The sequence below is a fragment of the Pseudomonas cerasi genome (assembly GCF_900074915.1).
Classification (GTDB): domain Bacteria; phylum Pseudomonadota; class Gammaproteobacteria; order Pseudomonadales; family Pseudomonadaceae; genus Aquipseudomonas; species Aquipseudomonas cerasi.
The window spans coordinates 2797496-2815460 of record NZ_LT222319.1 but is presented as its reverse complement, the minus strand read 5'-3'; the positions used below and the strand labels follow the sequence as shown (position 1 = coordinate 2815460).

At 60.5% G+C, this 17965-nt stretch carries 15 protein-coding genes; 13 read left to right on the top strand and 2 right to left on the bottom strand.

The genetic code is table 11. From position 1 onward, the window contains the following. Positions 1 to 88: 88 nt before the first annotated feature. From PCPL58_RS15240 to PCPL58_RS15210, 7 genes are read left to right on the top strand one after another with little or no spacing between them, the layout of a single operon-like run. Positions 89 to 826, top strand: a complete 738-nt coding sequence (locus tag PCPL58_RS15240) for a FadR/GntR family transcriptional regulator (protein ID WP_065349810.1) — start codon at positions 89 to 91, stop codon at positions 824 to 826. Further along, positions 823 to 1839: an ABC transporter ATP-binding protein gene (locus PCPL58_RS15235; protein WP_065349809.1), complete on the top strand. Its 1017-nt coding sequence runs from the start codon at positions 823 to 825 to the stop codon at positions 1837 to 1839. Before PCPL58_RS15240 ends, PCPL58_RS15235 begins: the two co-directional genes overlap by 4 nt. Beyond that, the gene (locus PCPL58_RS15230; protein ID WP_065349808.1) at positions 1836 to 2969 is read left to right on the top strand and encodes an ABC transporter ATP-binding protein; all 1134 of its coding nucleotides are present in this window, start codon (positions 1836 to 1838) and stop codon (positions 2967 to 2969) included. The genes PCPL58_RS15235 and PCPL58_RS15230 overlap by 4 nt, the downstream gene beginning before the upstream one ends. Beyond that, positions 2966 to 4468: an ABC transporter substrate-binding protein gene (locus PCPL58_RS15225; RefSeq protein ID WP_065349807.1), complete on the top strand. Its 1503-nt coding sequence runs from the start codon at positions 2966 to 2968 to the stop codon at positions 4466 to 4468. The genes PCPL58_RS15230 and PCPL58_RS15225 overlap by 4 nt, the downstream gene beginning before the upstream one ends. 28 nt (positions 4469 to 4496) lie before the next feature. Further along, positions 4497 to 5441, top strand: a complete 945-nt coding sequence (locus PCPL58_RS15220) for an ABC transporter permease (RefSeq protein WP_044308053.1) — start codon at positions 4497 to 4499, stop codon at positions 5439 to 5441. Then, complete coding sequence (locus tag PCPL58_RS15215) at positions 5441 to 6313, top strand: ABC transporter permease (RefSeq protein ID WP_003370958.1); 873 nt, start codon at positions 5441 to 5443, stop codon at positions 6311 to 6313. The genes PCPL58_RS15220 and PCPL58_RS15215 overlap by 1 nt, the downstream gene beginning before the upstream one ends. A 31-nt stretch (positions 6314 to 6344) precedes the next feature. Beyond that, positions 6345 to 7940 carry a gamma-glutamyltransferase family protein gene (locus PCPL58_RS15210; protein ID WP_060707811.1) on the top strand — a complete coding sequence of 532 codons (1596 nt, stop codon included), beginning with the start codon at positions 6345 to 6347 and terminating at the stop codon, positions 7938 to 7940. Between the two features lie 95 nt (positions 7941 to 8035). Here the strand turns inward: PCPL58_RS15210 and PCPL58_RS15205 are convergent, their stop codons facing one another. Together PCPL58_RS15205 and PCPL58_RS15200 are read right to left on the bottom strand one after the other, a co-directional pair. After that, the gene (locus tag PCPL58_RS15205) at positions 8036 to 9430 is read right to left on the bottom strand and encodes a PepSY-associated TM helix domain-containing protein (RefSeq protein WP_065349806.1); all 1395 of its coding nucleotides are present in this window, start codon (positions 9428 to 9430) and stop codon (positions 8036 to 8038) included. 108 nt (positions 9431 to 9538) lie between these two features. Then, a complete protein-coding gene (locus PCPL58_RS15200; RefSeq protein WP_065349805.1) occupies positions 9539 to 9949 on the bottom strand; it encodes a DUF2946 family protein in 411 nt (136 codons plus the stop codon). 975 nt (positions 9950 to 10924) lie between these two features. On the opposite strand from PCPL58_RS15200, the gene arnB reads away from it, so the two are divergent. Genes arnB through arnE form a run of 6 tightly spaced genes read left to right on the top strand, consistent with a single transcriptional unit; the run spans position 10925 to position 17945 of the window. Further along, positions 10925 to 12073, top strand: a complete 1149-nt coding sequence (gene arnB, locus PCPL58_RS15195; RefSeq protein ID WP_065349804.1) for a UDP-4-amino-4-deoxy-L-arabinose aminotransferase — start codon at positions 10925 to 10927, stop codon at positions 12071 to 12073. Next, positions 12070 to 13083, top strand: a complete 1014-nt coding sequence (arnC, locus tag PCPL58_RS15190; protein ID WP_065349803.1) for an undecaprenyl-phosphate 4-deoxy-4-formamido-L-arabinose transferase — start codon at positions 12070 to 12072, stop codon at positions 13081 to 13083. Before arnB ends, arnC begins: the two co-directional genes overlap by 4 nt. Next, positions 13080 to 15074 (top strand): bifunctional UDP-4-amino-4-deoxy-L-arabinose formyltransferase/UDP-glucuronic acid oxidase ArnA, encoded by a 1995-nt coding sequence (gene arnA / locus PCPL58_RS15185; protein WP_065349802.1) that lies wholly within the window; start codon positions 13080 to 13082, stop codon positions 15072 to 15074. Before arnC ends, arnA begins: the two co-directional genes overlap by 4 nt. Then, positions 15074 to 15955 (top strand): 4-deoxy-4-formamido-L-arabinose-phosphoundecaprenol deformylase, encoded by an 882-nt coding sequence (gene arnD, locus PCPL58_RS15180; protein ID WP_065351059.1) that lies wholly within the window; start codon positions 15074 to 15076, stop codon positions 15953 to 15955. Before arnA ends, arnD begins: the two co-directional genes overlap by 1 nt. Further along, a complete protein-coding gene (arnT, locus tag PCPL58_RS15175) occupies positions 15955 to 17604 on the top strand; it encodes a lipid IV(A) 4-amino-4-deoxy-L-arabinosyltransferase (RefSeq protein ID WP_065349801.1) in 1650 nt (549 codons plus the stop codon). The genes arnD and arnT overlap by 1 nt, the downstream gene beginning before the upstream one ends. Further along, a complete protein-coding gene (arnE, locus tag PCPL58_RS15170) occupies positions 17601 to 17945 on the top strand; it encodes a 4-amino-4-deoxy-L-arabinose-phosphoundecaprenol flippase subunit ArnE (RefSeq protein ID WP_003370936.1) in 345 nt (114 codons plus the stop codon). Before arnT ends, arnE begins: the two co-directional genes overlap by 4 nt. Positions 17946 to 17965 lie beyond the last annotated feature (20 nt).

Genomic DNA, 17965 nt, shown 5'->3' with positions numbered 1-17965 from the left:
GCATCGCTCTTGCACCAGCCCTTATGCCTGGAACCCCTGCCTGCGGGCAGCTCAGGGCATCTTTTTTCGGCCTGGCGCGAGTACCACGATGCAAAGGTTCGACCCTGACATCCCCATCGACAACTCTTCGAAACTGGCGCTGGACTCGTTGCGCCAGATCGTTGCCCAGCATGCGGCCTTCCCCCAGCGGGCATTGCCTACCGAGCGGGATCTGGCGGCCGATTTCGGGGTCAGCCGACGCGCAGTTCGTCTCGCCCTGTCGGTGCTGGAAGCCGAAGGCCAGGTCTGGCGTCGGCAAGGTAAGGGGACATTTGTCGGACCGACGCCACCCAGTGCCGCCATGAGCTTCGCACGGCTTTCCGGCCGGACCAATTTCACCGAGGTCATGGAAGCGCGCCTGCACCTGGAGCCAGCACTTGCTTCACTGGCAGCGGTACGGGCCAATGGTGAACAGATGGCGATTCTGCGCCGCCTTGCCGAGCGCACCACTCGCCAGCAGGTCGCCGAGCAGACCGATGCCGAAGGCATCGAGCTGTGGGACAGCGCCCTGCACCGTGCCATTGCCGAAGCCGCGGGTAACCGGCTGATGCTGGACATCTTCGAAATGCTCGATGCGATCCGTCTGGACCCTGCCTGGCGAGACTTGCGTCACCGGGCGCGCAATGCCGACCGCCTCGACACTTACAGCCACGATCACGACGACATTGTCAGCGCCATTGAAAGCCGCGATCCGATCAAAGCCGCCACCGCCATGCGCGGCCATTTACGTGCGCTGCAACAGGCCCTGAACACCGTCATCAACCAAGACCTGGAGGCCAGCCTATGAGCGCCACTGCCCACCTCACAGAAAACGGCGACGGCACGGTGCTCAGCATCAGCGACCTGACCGTCCGCTTTGCCGGTGCGCCCGCCAATGTTGTCGACGGCGTGTCGTTTTCCGTCAAGCGCGGCAAGACCCTGGCCATCGTCGGCGAGTCCGGCTGCGGCAAGAGCGTGACCTCAATGGGCCTGATGGGCCTGTTGCCGACGACGGCCAAGGTAGACGCCAGCGACTCGCTACTGATCGATGAAGCCTTGCTGGGCATGTCCGAAGAGCGCCTGCTGGACGTGCGCGGCAACCGCATGGCGATGATCTTCCAGGAGCCGATGACCTCCCTCAATCCGGTCTTCACCATCGGTGAGCAGATCGCTGAAAGCGTGATGCGTCATCAGGGCCTTTCAGACAAGGCTGCCCGCCAGCGGGCTCTGGACATGCTGGAAAAGGTCCGCGTGCCGGACGCTCGCCAGCGGCTGGACGCCTACCCACATGAACTCTCGGGTGGCATGCGGCAACGGGCCATGATTGCCATGGCGCTGGCCAATGACCCGGCGCTGATCATCGCGGATGAACCGACGACTGCGCTGGACGTGACCATGCAAGCACAAATCCTCTCGCTGATCGCCAACCTGCAGACCGAGACCGGCACAGCGATGATTCTGATCACCCACGATCTGGGTGTAGTCGCCGAAGTCGCCGATGACGTCATGGTCATGTACGCCGGGCGTGTCGTGGAAAGCGGCCCGGTGAAAACCCTGTTCGACGATCCGCAGCATCCGTACACCATCGGCCTGATGGGCTCGATGCCCTCGATCGGCCCTCGTGAAGGTCGTTTGGCGACCATTAACGGCCGGGTGCCGACGCCGGCAGAAATGCCGGGCGGTTGCCGCTTCGCCGGGCGCTGCCCGTTCGTGACCCAGCAATGCCGAGACGAACGCCCGCCACTGCTTGAGTTGTCTCCCGGACACTTCGCCGCGTGCATCCGTGCGCCTTTGGAACAGCATGTGGGAGTCAGTGCGTGAACCTTTCCAGACCAGACATCGCCGGGCGCGTCAGCCCCGATAGCAACGCGCAGAAACCCATTCTGGAAGGCATCGGCCTGAGCAAGCACTTTACCGTGCAAAGCGGCCTTTTGCAGCCGAAGAAGCCGCCGGTACAGGCTGTCAATGAGGTCAACCTGTCAGTCCGCAAGGGCGAGACGCTGGCATTGGTAGGCGAGTCCGGCTCGGGTAAATCCACCCTTGGCCGCTTGCTGCTCAACCTGCTGCAACCGACTGCGGGCGACGTGATTTACGAGGGCCGCAACCTGGCCAACCTGACGCCGGAAAAACTGCGTCAGGTACGCCGTGACTTACAGATCATCTTTCAGGACCCGTTCGCCTCGCTGAATCCACGCATGACCGTGGAATCCATCGTTGGCGAACCGATCTGGCTGCACAGCCAGGCCAGCCGCAGCGACCGTCAGGCTAAAGTCGCCGAGTTGTTGCGCACGGTAGGTCTGGCTCCGGAACACGGCGGTCGGCATCCCCATGAATTCTCCGGTGGTCAGCGCCAGCGCATCGGCATTGCCCGCGCCCTGGCTTCCGAGCCGCGCTTGATCCTCGGTGACGAGCCGGTCTCGGCGCTGGACGTTTCAGTGCAGGCGCAAGTGGTCAACCTGCTCGAAGACCTCAAGCATCAATTCGGCCTGACCCTGGTGATTGTTGCCCATGGCCTGGCCGTGATTCGCCATATGAGTGACCGCGTGGCGGTGATGTACCTGGGTGAAATCGTCGAACTAGCGCCGGTCGACGCGCTGTTCGAAAACGCTTTGCACCCTTATACCCAGGCGCTGATGGCCGCTGTGCCGGTCAGCCACCCTGACCTGCGCCAGCCGCGTCCGCTCCTCGGCGGCGATATGCTCAGCCCCAGCCGCCCGCCTTCGGGTTGCCGCTTTCATACCCGTTGCCCGCACGCCCGTGCGCTGTGCAAGGACGCTGCGCCGGTCATGGAAACAGTCGAGGCCGAACGCCAGGTCGCCTGCCACTTCTGGCGTGAAATCGCCAACGCAGGCAGCGCCACGCTGATCCTTCCGACACCCAGCGCTGCCTACACCCAGCGCCTGAATCTGTTCAAGCACCATCAATCCCTTGCAGTGGAGAGCCAGCCATGAAAATCGCACGCGTCGTGACAGGAACATTGTTATTGCTGGCCGCCAACGCTGCCTTTGCCGAATCGACGTTGCGCATCGGCATTCAGGACGATCCCGATGTGCTTGATCCGCATCGTTCGCGCACCTACTCCGGCCGCCTGGTCTACACCGCGCTGTGCGACAAACTGGTGGACGTCAACCCGGACCTGACCTACTCGCCGCAACTGGCCACCGCCTGGAACTGGAGCGAAGACGGTAAAACCCTGACCATGACGTTGCGCGAAGGCGTGACGTACCACGATGGCGAACCTTTTGATGCCGCCTCGGTGAAGTTCAACCTCGACCGCGCCCGCACCCTCCCCGACTCGCTGCGCAAAAGCGAGCTGGCCTCGGTGGACAGCGTCGAGGTGATAGACGCAAAAACCGTTGCCATCAAGCTCAAGCAGGCCGATGCCACGCTGGTTTCACAGCTGTCTGACCGCGCCGGAATGATGCTCGCGCCGAAAGCCGCGCAAGGCGAATTCGCCTCCAACCCGGTCTGCTCCGGCCCTTACAAATTCGTGCAGCGCGTGCAGCAGGATCGAATCGTGCTGGAGCGTTTTGACAACTACTGGAATAAACAGGCTTATCACTTCGACAAAGTGGTGTTCCTGCCGATTCCGGATACCTCGGTGCGCCTGGCCAACCTGCGCTCCGGCGACCTGGACATCATCGAGCGTGTTGCACCAACCGATGTGAAAACGGTCAAGGGTGACAGCAAACTGGCGATCTACAACACACCCGGCCTGGGCTACATGCAACTGATGTTCAACATCGGCAACGGTGAAAAAGCCAACTCGCCGATGGGTAAGGACAAGCGCGTACGCAAAGCCTTTGAGCTGTCCATCGACCGCGATGCTATCAACCAGGTGGTGTTCGAGGGTCTGTACGCGCCAAGCGCTCAGCCGTTCCCGAAAAACAGCCCGTATTACGACAAGGACCTGCCGATCCCGGCTCGCGATATCGAGAAAAGCAAGGCGCTGCTGGCTCAGGCCGGTGTGAAGCTACCATTGGCGGTGGACCTGAAAGTGGCCAACAACCCCATCGCACAGCAGGTCGGGCAGATCATTCAGGCCATGGCTGAAGAAGCAGGCTTCAAGGTCAACCTGATTGCCACTGAATACGCGACGATGCTCAGCGAACAGGCGAGCGGCAACTTCCAGATCGGCATGAGCGCCTGGTCAGGCCGCCCCGATCCGGACGGCGATATCCATCAGTTCGTGACCTGCAAAGGCGGCCAGAACGACGGTAAATACTGTAACGCCAGGCTCGACGAACTGCTTAACAAGGCGCGCACCGTGAACGACGTTGCACAACGCCAGGCGCTGTACAACGAAGCGCTGCGTTTGTTGGCCGATGAAGTACCGACCGCCTACCTGTATTTCGACCCGCGAATCATTGCCATGCGTAACAACGTGACCGGTTTCGTCCCTAACCCGGACGGTCTGATTCGTCTGAACAATGTCGCGTTCAAGCCATGACTGACGGGCGCACCTGCGAGGTTCCGGTATGCTGATGTTCATCCTGCGACGCCTGCTCAGCTCGATACCGACGCTGATTCTGGTATCGCTGTTCGTCTTCACCCTGCAGAAGCTGCTGCCGGGTGACCCGGTGCTGGCCATGGCCGGGGAAGAACGCGATCCAGCGGTCATGGAATACCTGCGCGACAAATATCGGCTCGATGACCCGATCCCGTTGCAATACCTCAACTGGGTCGGCAACGTGCTGACCGGCGACCTGGGAACATCGCTGCGCACCGAGCAACCGGTGACCACGCTGCTGGCGTCGAAACTGCCGGTGACTATCGAACTGGCCGTGCTGGCCCTGCTGATTGCGCTGTTGATCGGCATTCCCACCGGGATCATTTCGGCGGTGCGCAAAGGCACTGCGGTGGATTACGGGGCCAACGTGGTGGCGCTGTCGGGGATTTCCATCCCGCACTTCTGGCTGGGCATTCTGCTTATCATGATCTTTGCAGTGAAACTGCAGTGGCTACCCGCCTCCGGCTTTGTGCCGATGGGTGAGGACTTCGGGCAAAACCTGAAGACCCTGATCCTGCCAGCGTTCGTACTGGGTGCCGGGCTTTCCGGGATTCTCATGCGCCACACCCGCAGCGCCATGCTGGAAGTCCTGCGTGCTGACTACGTCCGCACCGCACGGGCCAAGGGATTGTTCCCGCGCACGGTGATTCTCAAGCATGCGTTGCGCAACGCATTAATGCCGATCATCACCCTCACGACATTGCTGTTCGGCGAGTTGCTCGGCGGTGCGGTGTTGACCGAGCAGGTATTCAGCATTCCGGGGTTCGGCAAGATGATTGTCGACGCCGTATTCAACCGTGACTACGCCGTGGTGCAAGGCGTGGTGTTATGTGTCGCGATTGGCTTCCTGATGTTGAACTTGCTGGCCGACGTGCTTTATCGCCTGATCAACCCACGCCTGAGGACTGCCTGATGACCGCTATCGCCAGCCTGTCGCACAGCGCGATCCTGCCCCGCAGTCGCTCGCCTTTTCTGAAAAAATTCCTGGCCAACAAAGGCGCAGTGATTGGCGCGGCAGTGTTGTTGCTGTTTGTCCTGGCCGCCGTTCTGGCGCCCTGGATTGCGCCTCATGACCCGCTCAAAGCCAACTTCCTCGCGGTACGCAAGGCACCTTCATTGATCTACTGGATGGGCACCGACGAACTGGGGCGCGATTTATTCTCGCGTTTGCTGTATGGCGCACGCAGTTCGCTGCTGGCCGGTGGTGTTTCGGTGGCCATCGCCATGGTCATCGGCGTGCCGCTGGGCCTGCTGGCCGGGTACTTCGGTGGCAAGCTGGACATGATCATCTCGCAGGTCATGGAAGCGCTGTTGTCCTGTCCGTTCCTGGTGCTGGCCATCGCTTTGGGCGCCTTTCTCGGCCCCAGCCTGACCAACGCGATGATCGCCATCGGCCTGTCCGCGATGCCGATCTTTGCCCGCCTGACCCGCGGCCAGGTGCTGTCGATCAAACACGAGGATTACCTCGAAGGTGCCCGCGCCATCGGTCTGCCGGATCGCTGGATCATCCTGCGTTACGTACTGCCCAACGTGATGTCGCCGCTGGTGGTACAGGCCACATTGACCATCGCCTCGGCGATTCTGGCCGAAGCCAGCCTGTCGTTTCTCGGCCTGGGCCAGCAACCGCCGTCGCCGTCCTGGGGCTCGATGCTCAATACTGCGAAAAATTTCATGGAGCAGGCTCCGTGGATGTCGATTGCGCCAGGTGTGGCGATCTACATCACAGTCCTGTGTTTCAACCTGCTGGGTGACGGCCTGCGCGATGCGCTGGACCCCAAGGGCTAAACCTTTCGTCTTCTGCCAAAGAGAAACGCTTATGTTCGATGATCTGGATTACAACCAACCGTACGCGTCGGCCCGCTCGCCGGTGATGGGCAACAATATGGTCGCCTGCTCTCAACCATTGGCCGCTCAGGCCGGGCTGGACATGCTGCGCCGTGGCGGCAATGCGGTCGACGCCGCCATCGCCGCGGCCATGGTGCTGACTGTGGTAGAGCCCACCGGCTGCGGCATCGGCAGCGATGCCTTTGCCATCGTCTGGGACGGCAGCAAGCTGCAAGGCTTGAACGCTTCCGGCCGCGCGCCACAGGCCTGGACACCGGAATACTTCGAAGGCCAGAGCCAGATGCCGCAACGCGGCTGGCCTGCGGTCAGCGTGCCGGGTGCAGTGTCGGCCTGGGTGGAGCTTTCGGCACGCTACGGCAAACTGCCCTTCGCGACCCTGGCCGAACCGGCGATCGGCTACGCTCGCGATGGTTATCAGGTCACACCGATTATCGCCGAGCTGTGGAAACGCGGCGCGCATCTGCTCAAGGACCAACCGGGCTTTGCCGAGTGTTTCATGCCGGATGGCAAGGCCCCCATGGCCGGAGAGAAAATCCGGCTCAAGGACCATGCCCGCACGCTGGAACTGATCGCGCAGACCAAAGGCGAAGCGTTCTATCGCGGCGAACTGGCGCAAACAATCATCGCCCATGCCAACGCCAATGGCAGCGTGATGAGTCTCGACGACCTGGCGACGCACACTGTGGACTGGATCGACACCCTGTCAGTGCCATACGCAGGCGCTGTGGTGCATGAACTGCCGCCCAATGGCCAGGGCATTGCCACCCTTGCCGGCCTGACCATGCTCGAAGCACTGGGCGTCGGTAAACACCCGGTGGACAGCCTCGAGACGGTTCATCCGGTGCTGGAAGCAATGAAACTGGCCTTGGCCGACCTCGACGAACATGTCGCCGACAGCGAGCACATGCGCGTGCCCTCAGCCGATTTGCTGGGCCAGGCTTACCTGACGGAACGCGCAGGGCTGATCACCGATCAGGCCGCCAATCCCGGGCACGGCTCGCCAAAACCGGGTGGCACGGTGTACCTGTCGGCAGCGGATGAAAGCGGCATGATGATCTCGTTCATCCAGTCCAACTACATGGGCTTCGGTTCGGGTGTGGTGGTACCCGGTACGGGCATCAGCATGCAGAACCGCGGCGCGGGCTTCTCGCTGGACCCGCAGCACGTCAATTACGTCGCGCCGCGCAAACGCCCGTTCCACACCATCATCCCCGGTTTTGTCATGAATGCCGACGGCACGCCGCTGATGTCCTTCGGTTTGATGGGCGGCCCGATGCAGGCGCAGGGTCACTTGCAGATGATGATGCGCATCCTGCGCTACAAACAGAACCCGCAAGCCGCTGCCGACGCACCGCGCTGGAGGATCGAATCCGGCCTGAAAGTCGCCGTGGAGCGTGCGTTTGACCCCGAGGTGGTGAAAGCACTGCGCGCCAAGGGTCACGACATCGATGTCGAAGAGCCGAGCGGCGTGTTTGCCTTCGGCGGTGCGCAGATTATCCAGCGCACCGCGCATGGATACGTGGGCGGGACCGATCCGAGGAAGGACGGAACGGTCGCAGCGTATTGAGCGACCGCGATATCCGCTACTGACAAGCCATCGAGCAGACGGCCCTGGTCGGGAAACAGTTGCTCGATGCGCTTGGTAATCCGCGCAACTAAGGGTTACACCTTGCCGTCGACCAAGGGTCTTGCGGCTCGCCGGTAGCCCAGTAGCGCGTCCAGGACGATAAAGCCCAGCAGACTCACGCCCAATACGGGCAGGGCAAAGCCAGTCAACACTGCGACCAGGATCAACGCCCATTGCGCGCCCGGATTCAATGAGCGCCAGAGACTCAAGAGCGTTGCCTGCTGATTGCGTGGTTGAGAAAGCGTTGGACGACGTCGCCACCACATCACATAACCCATGACGACCATGGCCGCCAGGCCACTGGCGAACACCACCAGCACCAATTGATTGGCCAGACCGAACAACACGCCCATGTGCGCATCAATGCCCCAGCGGGTCAGCTTGGCGGGCAGCGAATAGTCTGCAAACCTGACGTGATCGACCACTTCCAGTGTTTGCGGGTTGATCGACACGGCATCCACTTGCGTCGGCCAACTGCGATCTATCTCGCTGACCACCCACGCCTTGTCGCTGCTCGCGGATGGCCTGATCTCAACTTTGGCTGCATCGATATGCTCGGCACGCGCGCTGGCCAGAACGCTGTCAAACAAGGCAGGGTCCAGCACGGATGCCTGTGTCGTCGGCGCCATGTGCATATGGTGCTCGGCGTGCTCGTCCATGGGCATAGACATTGGCATCGCCGCCGATTTGCCCAGTGCGGTGGCCACACTTGGCGTTGACCAGCCATAGTAGGCACGCAGTACGCCAATGTTATCGCCAGCGTACTGTGACCACGTCAAACCGGTGGCCGAGAAGAACAGCAGCCCCAGCAACAGCCATACGCCGGTGGTTGCATGCCAGCGGCGCACGTTGCCGCGTTCACGACTCTGCCGACGACGGCGAACCGTCCACAGCACCAGACCGCCGAGCGCAGCCACCCACAGCCATGAGGCGGCCAGCTCGCTGTAGATCCTGCCGACATCGCCCAGCAGAAGGCCCCGATGAAACTGATCGATCCAGGTGCGTAGGGGTAGTACGCCACTGGTACCGTAGACCTTCATGTCGCCGCGAATTTCGCCACTCACCGGGTCCACGAACAGCGCTCGATGCTCTGATGGGCCAAAGCCCGGCTCGCTGAACATGACCCGAGTGGTATCCCCTTCCCGGGGTGCCGGGCGCACTGCGGCAACGCTCAGGCCTGGACCTGCCGATGCCTGCGCGCGCTGGATCTGCGCCTGCAAGCTCATGGCAGGACCGCGGCTGTCTGTGTGCAGCGCACGTGCATAGAGCGAATCTTCGATCTGCGGGGTAAGCGCATAGACGATGCCACTCAAGGCCGCGACCAGCATGAACGGACCGACGAATACGCCGATGTAAAAATGGAGCCTTTTCAGAAAGGCGACAAACGCCCCGGAAGGCCGTAGCTCCGGGCTTGAACAGGATGCAGACATAAGGACTCACCAACGTATAAACGCGCCCCGCCGGAATGACCTTCCGGCAGGCTATAAGGGCAATATCGGTTGTTCGTGCGAGCGATACTCACACGTCCACGATGGGCGCTACGGGGCCTGTGGATTGAGTCCCGGGAGGGAGTACCTTGGCAGGTTGCCGAGCCAGAGGTCGGGCAACACGAAACGAGAACGGCGGATACGGGTCAGCCAGCCCAGCGCCACGAAGAAAATCATCGCCAGCGTCAGCGTGCCGGCAAACGAACAGTCTCCCGACTGCGCCTTCATGCTGCCTGACATGTCCGTCTTTTTGGACGAGCCGTCCATGGACATGTGCATCGTGTGATGCCCACCGTGCATATCCGACATCCCATGGTCTGCATGGGAGACCGACGCCACTGCAGTGTCTGCAAAGGCGGCCATCATCTGGCCGTGACCGATGCTGCACGCAAGACCATTGAACAGGACAACTGCGTACAGTATCCAGGCAATGGGCGAGCAATGGGTTCGGAAGAAGTTCATGGCGGCTAATTTAACATCTCCAGCCGGAACTAGACAGAATGGGGTGTACAGATCGGCAGCCTTCGCAGGAGCGATAATCGCGGTGAAGCGAGTTATACGAGCCCGCCATGTGCTGGTGGACGCCAGGGCGCACCGCGTGGTTTCTTGCTTCGCTGCATCGAATGAACCTGGCAATTGCAGTCGAGCAGACAGTCGTTTTTAAATCCGTCGTTAAATACTTCGCCTGTACCCGCCACCTACAGGATCGTGCCAATGGACATAAGAGAACATGAAGTAAACCTTGAACACCTTGCAACAACCAGCACGCGTGCACTGAACCGTCTCGAACTTATAACGCCCCCAATCACACCTCGATGATGACCCGTACCAACCTGGCCCTTATACACGTACTTTTCCATACCACACTGCCCGACTCTATCGCTTGGTTATATATATCACTTGATGGCGACACTGTTTTCTACACCCGAGCGAATTCCTCTTGACCCGGGTTTATCCGGACGCGCAGTCTGCTTTTCAAAAAACCGAGAAAAAAGCTGCCTCCCCCCAATGAAACCGGGCCAATAGCAACCTGTTCGATTCAGGTTCGACCCTGTTAAAAAACGCGAAACCCATTTCGCGGTCATGAAACCTTCATTAAAAAATCCTGCAACTGCAACACACTTCATCCGCTTTAACTTTCCATGATTATCATGAGCAAGCTGAACTAAAGCTGTCTGTTCATGACGAGCTCGATGAAACCTGAACGCCAGATTAATAATTCTACATGGACGCATAACGACATTGTCGGCCGTTTGAGTTTCACCCTACTCTATGCTTCGAAAGCCTGCCAGGCGATACAAAAAAGCAACGGCATCTGGACATTATTTTTACAGTTGAACGCCTAAGTTCACGGCACTCACGCACCCTGTATTTGCGCACTCGTCGTGTGACTTTTTTATGTTCGGCCCTGCTGCGTCAATCGGAGAGTCTCTTTAGATGAGTCAAACTTTTCTTGCCTTTTCACGGCCGTCCATTGGCGATGAAGAAATTGCTGCGGTAACGCGCGTGCTGCGTTCCGGATGGATCACCACCGGCCCGGAATGTCAGAAGCTGGAGGAAGAGTTCGCCGAGCGGGTCGGCGCGCAACATGCAGTTGCACTGTCTTCGGCCACCGGAGCGATGCACATTGCGCTGCTGGCGCTGGGTGTAGGGCCTGGCGATGAAGTGATTACACCATCGCAAACCTGGGTGTCGACAGCCAACATGATCTGCCTGCTGGGGGCCACTCCGGTGTTTGTCGATGTTGACCGTGACACCCTGATGACCAGCGCCGCGCTGATAGAGCAAGCCATCACCCCCCGGACCAAAGCGATCGTGCCGGTGCATTACGCAGGCGCCGCATTCGATCTCGATCCGCTGTATGCGCTCGCCGAACGGTACGGCATCACCGTGATCGAGGATGCTGCACATGCCGTTGGCACCGGTTACCAGGGACGTCCGGTCGGCCAGCAAGGCACTGCGATCTTCTCTTTTCACGCAATCAAGAACATGACCTGTGCCGAAGGCGCGATGCTGGTCACCGACAATGCAAGGCTGGCTGATCGGGTGCGTCAGCTTAAATTCCATGGTCTGGGTGTCGATGCCTACGACCGCCTGACCCTGGGACGCAAGCCTCAGGCCGAGGTCATGGAGCCTGGCTTCAAATACAACCTGGCCGACATCAATGCGAGCATTGCGCGGGTGCAGTTGCAGCGCCTTGACGCCATCAATGCACAGCGCCAGACACTCGCCAGCCATTACCTCGATCGACTGGCCAACAGCCCCGCTCTGCCTCTCGCCCTGCCCCGGCATGCCCAGCAACATGCCTGGCACCTGTTCATTCTGCGCATCGACCCCGAGCGCTGCGGGCTGAATCGCGACGCCTTCATGAAGGCCTTGCAAGCGCGGAACATCGGCACCGGCATCCACTTCATCGCGACTCACCTGCACAGCTATTACCGCAAGCGTTTCCCGAACGTCCGTCTGCCGGACACTGAATGGAATTCATCAAGGCTGTGCTCCATCCCCCTGTTCCCCGACATGACCCTCGATGATGTCGAGCGGGTGGTCGGTGCCATTGAATCGACCGTGGAATCCAGCCATTGAAACCGTATCCCATCAAGTTCGTGTCGATCGTCATCCCGGTCTACAACGAACAACAAAGCCTGCCAGAGTTGTTGCGCCGTACTGAAGCGGCCTGCGAACAGCTCAACCACCGATTCGAAATCGTGCTGGTCGACGATGGCAGCCGCGACAACTCGACAGACATCCTCCAGCGGGCTGCCGGACGCGCCGACAGCCCGTTCGTCGCGGTGATCCTGAATCGAAACTACGGTCAGCACGCCGCCATTATGGCTGGATTCGAGCAGTGCCAGGGCGACGTGGTCATCACCCTCGATGCCGATCTGCAGAATCCTCCCGAGGAAATCCCTCGCCTGGTGAAGCTCGCTGAACAAGGGTACGACGTAGTCGGCACGGTGCGCAGCAATCGTCAGGACTCCGCCTGGCGACGCTGGCCATCGAAACTCATCAACCTGGCCGTGCAGCGCTCCACCGGCGTGGCCATGAACGATTACGGCTGCATGCTGCGCGCATACCGACGCACGATTGTCGATGCCATGCTCGCCTGCCGGGAGCGCAGCACGTTCATTCCTATTCTGGCGAACAGCTTCGCGCGACACACCACCGAGGTGCTGGTCGACCACGCCGAACGCGAGCACGGCGACTCCAAATACAGCCCGATGCGCCTGATCAACCTCATGTTCGACCTGATCACCTGCATGACCACCACGCCCCTGCGCCTGCTCAGCATCATCGGTTTCAGCATGGCGTTGCTCGGTGTCTCGTTCGCGGCGCTGCTGATCGTTCTGCGCCTGATCTTCGGCGCGTCATGGGCCGGGGACGGCATGTTCGTCCTGTTTGCCGTGTTGTTCGTGTTCACCGGAGGGCAGTTCATCGGTATGGGACTGCTGGGTGAGTACCTGGGCCGGATGTACAGCGACGTGCGTGCGCGTCCGCGCTTCTTCATCGAGAAAGTCGTGCGCAGCTCGTCCCGAGTGGCCACCGACAGCGTTGATTCCCCTGTAACTCCCTATATGAACAAGGTCGCGCCATGAGCATTAAAGCTGTCGTTTTCGCGTATCACGATATTGGCTGTGTCGGCCTGCAAGCGTTGCTGGATGCAGGCTATGAGATTGCCGCAGTGTTCACCCATGCCGACGACCCCAGGGAAAAAACCTTTTTTGGTTCTGTGGCCCAGATGTGCGCCCGGCACGGCATTACGGTGCATGCCCCCGAGGACCCGAATCACCCGCTGTGGGTGGAGCGCATCGGCAAACTGGCCCCGGACTTCATTTTTTCCTTTTACTATCGCCAGCTTCTTGGCGATTCGCTGCTGGCCTGCGCGAAAAAGGCTGCACTGAACCTGCACGGCTCGCTGCTCCCACGTTATCGCGGCCGCGCGCCGGCCAACTGGGTGCTGGTCAACGGCGAAAGTGAAACCGGCGTGACCCTGCATCAGATGGTCAAACGCGCGGATGCCGGGCCGATAGTCGCCCAGCAGCGGGTGTCGATCAGTGCCACCGATACCGCCTTGACGCTGCATGGCAAATTGCGTGATGCCGCCGCTGACCTGCTTTGCGAAACACTGCCCCTGCTGGCGGCAGAAGGGCAACTGCCAGCTACGCCTCAGGATGAATCCCGTGCAACGTATTTCGGTCGGCGTACCCCGGCTGACGGTTTGATCGACTGGTCGCTGCCAGCCACCCAGCTCTACAACCTGATACGGGCAGTCACGCAGCCCTACCCTGGCGCATTCTGCCCGGTAGGCGAGAACAAGTTGATTGTCTGGGCCGCCAATGCCGAGGCAGGCAATAACGGCGAAGCACCCGGCACGGTCATCAGCCACGACCCGTTGCGTATTGCCTGTGGCGAGGGTTCGCTGGTCATCACCGCAGGGCAGCGCGGCGACAGCGGCTTGTACCTCAGTGGTGCACAACTGGCGCGCGAATTCGGGCTTGTAGCAGGCTCGCAACTGCTCGATAAGGCACAGCGCCGGTCGATCCGTCGTACCCGTGTGCTGATCCTCGGCGTCAACGGTTTCATCGGCAATCACCTGTCCGAGCGTCTGCTGCAGGATGACCGTTACGAAATCTACGGCATGGATATCGGCTCGGACGCCATCGAGCGCCTGCGCGCCAAGCCGAACTTTCATTTCATCGAAGGTGACATCAGCATCCACACCGAGTGGATCGAATACCACATCAAGAAATGCGACGTTGTGCTGCCATTGGTAGCCATCGCCACGCCGATCGAATACACGCGCAATCCACTGCGGGTTTTCGAGCTGGATTTCGAAGAGAACCTGAAGATCGTCCGCTACTGCGTGAAGTACAACAAGCGCGTGATTTTTCCGTCCACCTCCGAAGTCTATGGCATGTGCCAGGACGCAAACTTCAACGAAGACACCTCCAACCTGATCGTTGGCCCGATCAACAAGCAGCGCTGGATCTACTCGGTGTCCAAGCAGCTACTGGACCGGGTGATCTGGGCCTATGGCCAGAAAGGCCTGCAATTCACCCTGTTTCGTCCGTTCAACTGGATGGGACCGCGTCTGGACCGCCTGGATTCGGCGCGCATCGGCAGCTCGCGGGCCATCACTCAGTTGATCCTGCACCTGGTAGAAGGCACGCCCATTCGCCTGGTGGACGGCGGCGCCCAGAAGCGCTGCTTCACGGATGTCGTCGACGGCATCGAGGCGCTGGCGCGGATCATCGAAAACCGCGATGAGCGCTGTAACGGACAAATCATCAACATCGGCAACCCCGATAACGAAGCCAGCATCCGTCAGTTGGGTGAAGAGTTGCTTCGCCAGTTCGAAGCCCATCCGTTGCGCGGCCATTTTCCGCCTTTCGCGGGCTTCCGCGAAGTCGAAAGCCAGTCCTTCTATGGCAAGGGCTATCAGGACGTCAGCCACCGCACGCCGAGCATCGACAACGCTAAAAAGCTGATTGGCTGGACACCGGGTATCGAGCTGAGCGAAACCATCGGCAAAACCCTGGATTTCTTCCTGCGCGAAGCCATGGCTGAAAAAGCGGACCAGTGCTGATGCAGGCAGGCCTGAGAATCGATGTCGACACTTACCGAGGCACCCATGAGGGCGTGCCAAGGCTGCTGGACATACTCGACGAAGCGCAGGTCAAGGCGACCTTCTTTTTCAGTGTCGGCCCCGACAACATGGGACGCCACCTGTGGCGCCTGGTAAGGCCCACGTTCTTCTGGAAGATGCTGCGTTCCAGGGCGGCTAGCCTGTATGGCTGGGATATTCTGCTGGCCGGTACCGCATGGCCGGGCAAACCGATTGGCCGGGACCTTGGCCCACTGATGCGCCGCGCGCTGGATGCAGGCCACGAAATAGGCCTGCATGCGTGGGATCACCATGGCTGGCAAGCGAATGCCGGACACTGGAGCGACCGACAATTGACCGCCCAGATACACCGTGGGGTCGATTGCCTGAGCGACATCCTCGGCCAGCCGGTGGTGTGCTCAGCGGCAGCAGGCTGGCGCGCCGACCAGCGCGTCGTGCAGGCCAAAGAAGCGTTTGGCTTTCGTTACAACAGTGATTGCCGTGGCGTCAGTCTGTTTCGCCCGTTGCTGGCGGATGGAAGTGTCGGTACCGCTCAGGTTCCGGTGGACTTGCCGACCTTCGATGAAGTCGTCGGTCCGCACCTGCAGCCGGATGCGTTCAACGACTACATTCTCGACCGTTTTGCCGCACGCAGACTCAATGTCTACACCCTCCACGCCGAAGTGGAAGGAATCATCATGGCCGACGGTTTCAGGCAGCTGTTAAAGCGCGCCAATACCCAGGGCATCCACTTCGCACCGTTGGGCGATCTGCTGCCAGGTGCCATTGAACGGCTGCCTTCCGGGCATATCGTTCGCGGTCACCTGCCCGGCCGCGATGGCTGGCTGGGGGTGCAGCAGTGATGCACGTCAGGCACCGTCATCTTGCGCTGCTGTTATTGGCGTTCGTGCTGGCTTATCTGCTGCCCCTGGGCTTTCACGGCCTGTGGATTCCCGATGAAACCCGCTATGCGCAGATCAGCCAGGAAATGCTCCACAGTGGCAACTGGGTCGTACCGCACTTCATGGGATTGCGTTACTTCGAAAAACCGGTTGCCGGTTACTGGCTGATTGCACTGGGGCAGCAGGTTTTTGGCGAAAACCTGTTCGGCGTGCGCATTGTGTCGGCACTGGCCAGCGGCTTGAGCGTGCTGTTGGCCTATTTGCTGGCCGGCAAGATCTGGAACGACTCGCGCAAGCAGTTCGCCAGCGCCTTGCTGTTCATGAGCTTCGGCTTTGTCGCGGGCCAGGCCGGTTACGCCAATCTCGATCCGCAATTCACCTTCTGGACCAACGTGACACTGCTGGCATTCTGGTACGCCGTGCACAGCGTCGGTCGAGCGCGTCTGGCGGCATGGGCGGTAGTCGGCGTGGCCTGCGGGATGGGGTTCATGACCAAGGGCTTTCTCGCTTGGGCACTGCCCGTCATCATCACCCTGCCTTACATGCTGTGCCAGCGGCGCCTGGCCGAGCTGCTCAGATTCGGCCCGCTCGCGGTACTGATTGCCGTCACCGTCTGCCTGCCATGGGCGCTGGCGATCCACCAGCAAGCGCCCGACTACTGGCGTTACTTCTTCTGGCACGAGCATATTCGCCGCTTTGCCGGGGACAATGCGCAGCATGCCCAGCCCTGGTGGTTCTATGTGCCCCTGCTCGTGGCGGCCTGTGTGCCGTGGGCACTGCTGCTGCCGGTAACACTGAAGCAGGCATGGCAACAAAAAAGCCGCCCTGACATTGCCTTTTTGCTGCTGTGGCTGCTGCTGCCGCTGGCGTTTTTGAGCCTGAGCAAAGGCAAACTGCCGACCTACATACTGCCGTGCCTGCTGCCGTTGGCACTGCTGATGGCCAATGCTCTGGTCGACCGCCTTGATAAAGGTCACAGCACTGCGTTGCGCGCGAATGGATTAGTCAACGCGACCGTCAGCTTTGTCGGGCTTGTGGCGTTGATCTACCTGCAACTCAAGCAGCCTGTCTACGAAAACGAACCGATGCATCTGTCACTGGCGGTCATCGTGCTTCTCGGATGGACATTTGCCAACGCGCTGCAAGGCTTGCGTCCACTGACGTTCTGGACCATGCCGGCGCTGGGCAGTTGGCTGCTGATCGCATTGCTACCCGCTGCACTGCCAAACGATGTGATCAATAACAAGACTCCCGACCCGTTCGTGGTCAGGCACCAGGTCGAACTGGCGGACTGCACGCATCTGCTGAGCAACGATCTGGGCGCGGCCTCGGCACTGGCGTGGCGCCTGAAACGGCCTGATGTTGCGCTGTTCAACACCTGGGGCGAGCTGGAATACGGGCTGGCCTATCCCGATGTGCAGGGTCGCGAAGTCCGCCTGCAGGACATCGATGCCTGGATGAAGAACGCCCGCAGCCAAGGCCGGGTCGGCGTCATCATGCGCGGCAAGAGCGATGAGGAGCTGAAAGAGCTCGAAAGTCTTCCCAAGGATGGTCAGCGCTATGACGAAGGCAACCTGGCCATCCTCATTTACGAGAAATCGGTATCGTGACCTGGCTGATGCTGGCGTGTGCATGCCTGCTGACCTGTCTGGGCCAGATCGCTCAGAAGTACGCAGTACAAGACTGGCGTGGCGCATTTCCCGGCGCGTTTACAGCGCTGCGTTCGATATGGCTGTGGCTGGCGGTGGCCTGCCTTGGAGCGGGCCTGCTTATATGGCTGCTGGTGTTGCAACGCCTGGACGTTGGCATCGCCTATCCGATGCTGGGTCTTAATTTCGTGCTGATCACGCTGGCAGGTCGCTATCTGTTCGATGAGCCGGTTGACGCACAGCACTGGCTGGGTATTGCGCTGATTCTTGTCGGGGTATTTCAGCTGGGGCGTCAGGCGTGACGCGCTGCCGGGCAACCCTG

Coding starts and splice junctions, on each gene's coding strand:
- PCPL58_RS15240 (WP_065349810.1), top strand. CDS start 89: ATGCAAAGGTTCGACCCTGACATCCCCATCGACAACTCTTCGAAACTG.
- PCPL58_RS15235 (WP_065349809.1), top strand. CDS start 823: ATGAGCGCCACTGCCCACCTCACAGAAAACGGCGACGGCACGGTGCTC.
- PCPL58_RS15225 (WP_065349807.1), top strand. CDS start 2,966: ATGAAAATCGCACGCGTCGTGACAGGAACATTGTTATTGCTGGCCGCC.
- PCPL58_RS15220 (WP_044308053.1), top strand. CDS start 4,497: ATGCTGATGTTCATCCTGCGACGCCTGCTCAGCTCGATACCGACGCTG.
- PCPL58_RS15215 (WP_003370958.1), top strand. CDS start 5,441: ATGACCGCTATCGCCAGCCTGTCGCACAGCGCGATCCTGCCCCGCAGT.
- PCPL58_RS15210 (WP_060707811.1), top strand. CDS start 6,345: ATGTTCGATGATCTGGATTACAACCAACCGTACGCGTCGGCCCGCTCG.
- PCPL58_RS15205 (WP_065349806.1), bottom strand. CDS start 9,430: ATGTCTGCATCCTGTTCAAGCCCGGAGCTACGGCCTTCCGGGGCGTTT.
- PCPL58_RS15200 (WP_065349805.1), bottom strand. CDS start 9,949: ATGAACTTCTTCCGAACCCATTGCTCGCCCATTGCCTGGATACTGTAC.
- arnB (WP_065349804.1), top strand. CDS start 10,925: ATGAGTCAAACTTTTCTTGCCTTTTCACGGCCGTCCATTGGCGATGAA.
- arnA (WP_065349802.1), top strand. CDS start 13,080: ATGAGCATTAAAGCTGTCGTTTTCGCGTATCACGATATTGGCTGTGTC.
- arnD (WP_065351059.1), top strand. CDS start 15,074: ATGCAGGCAGGCCTGAGAATCGATGTCGACACTTACCGAGGCACCCAT.
- arnT (WP_065349801.1), top strand. CDS start 15,955: ATGCACGTCAGGCACCGTCATCTTGCGCTGCTGTTATTGGCGTTCGTG.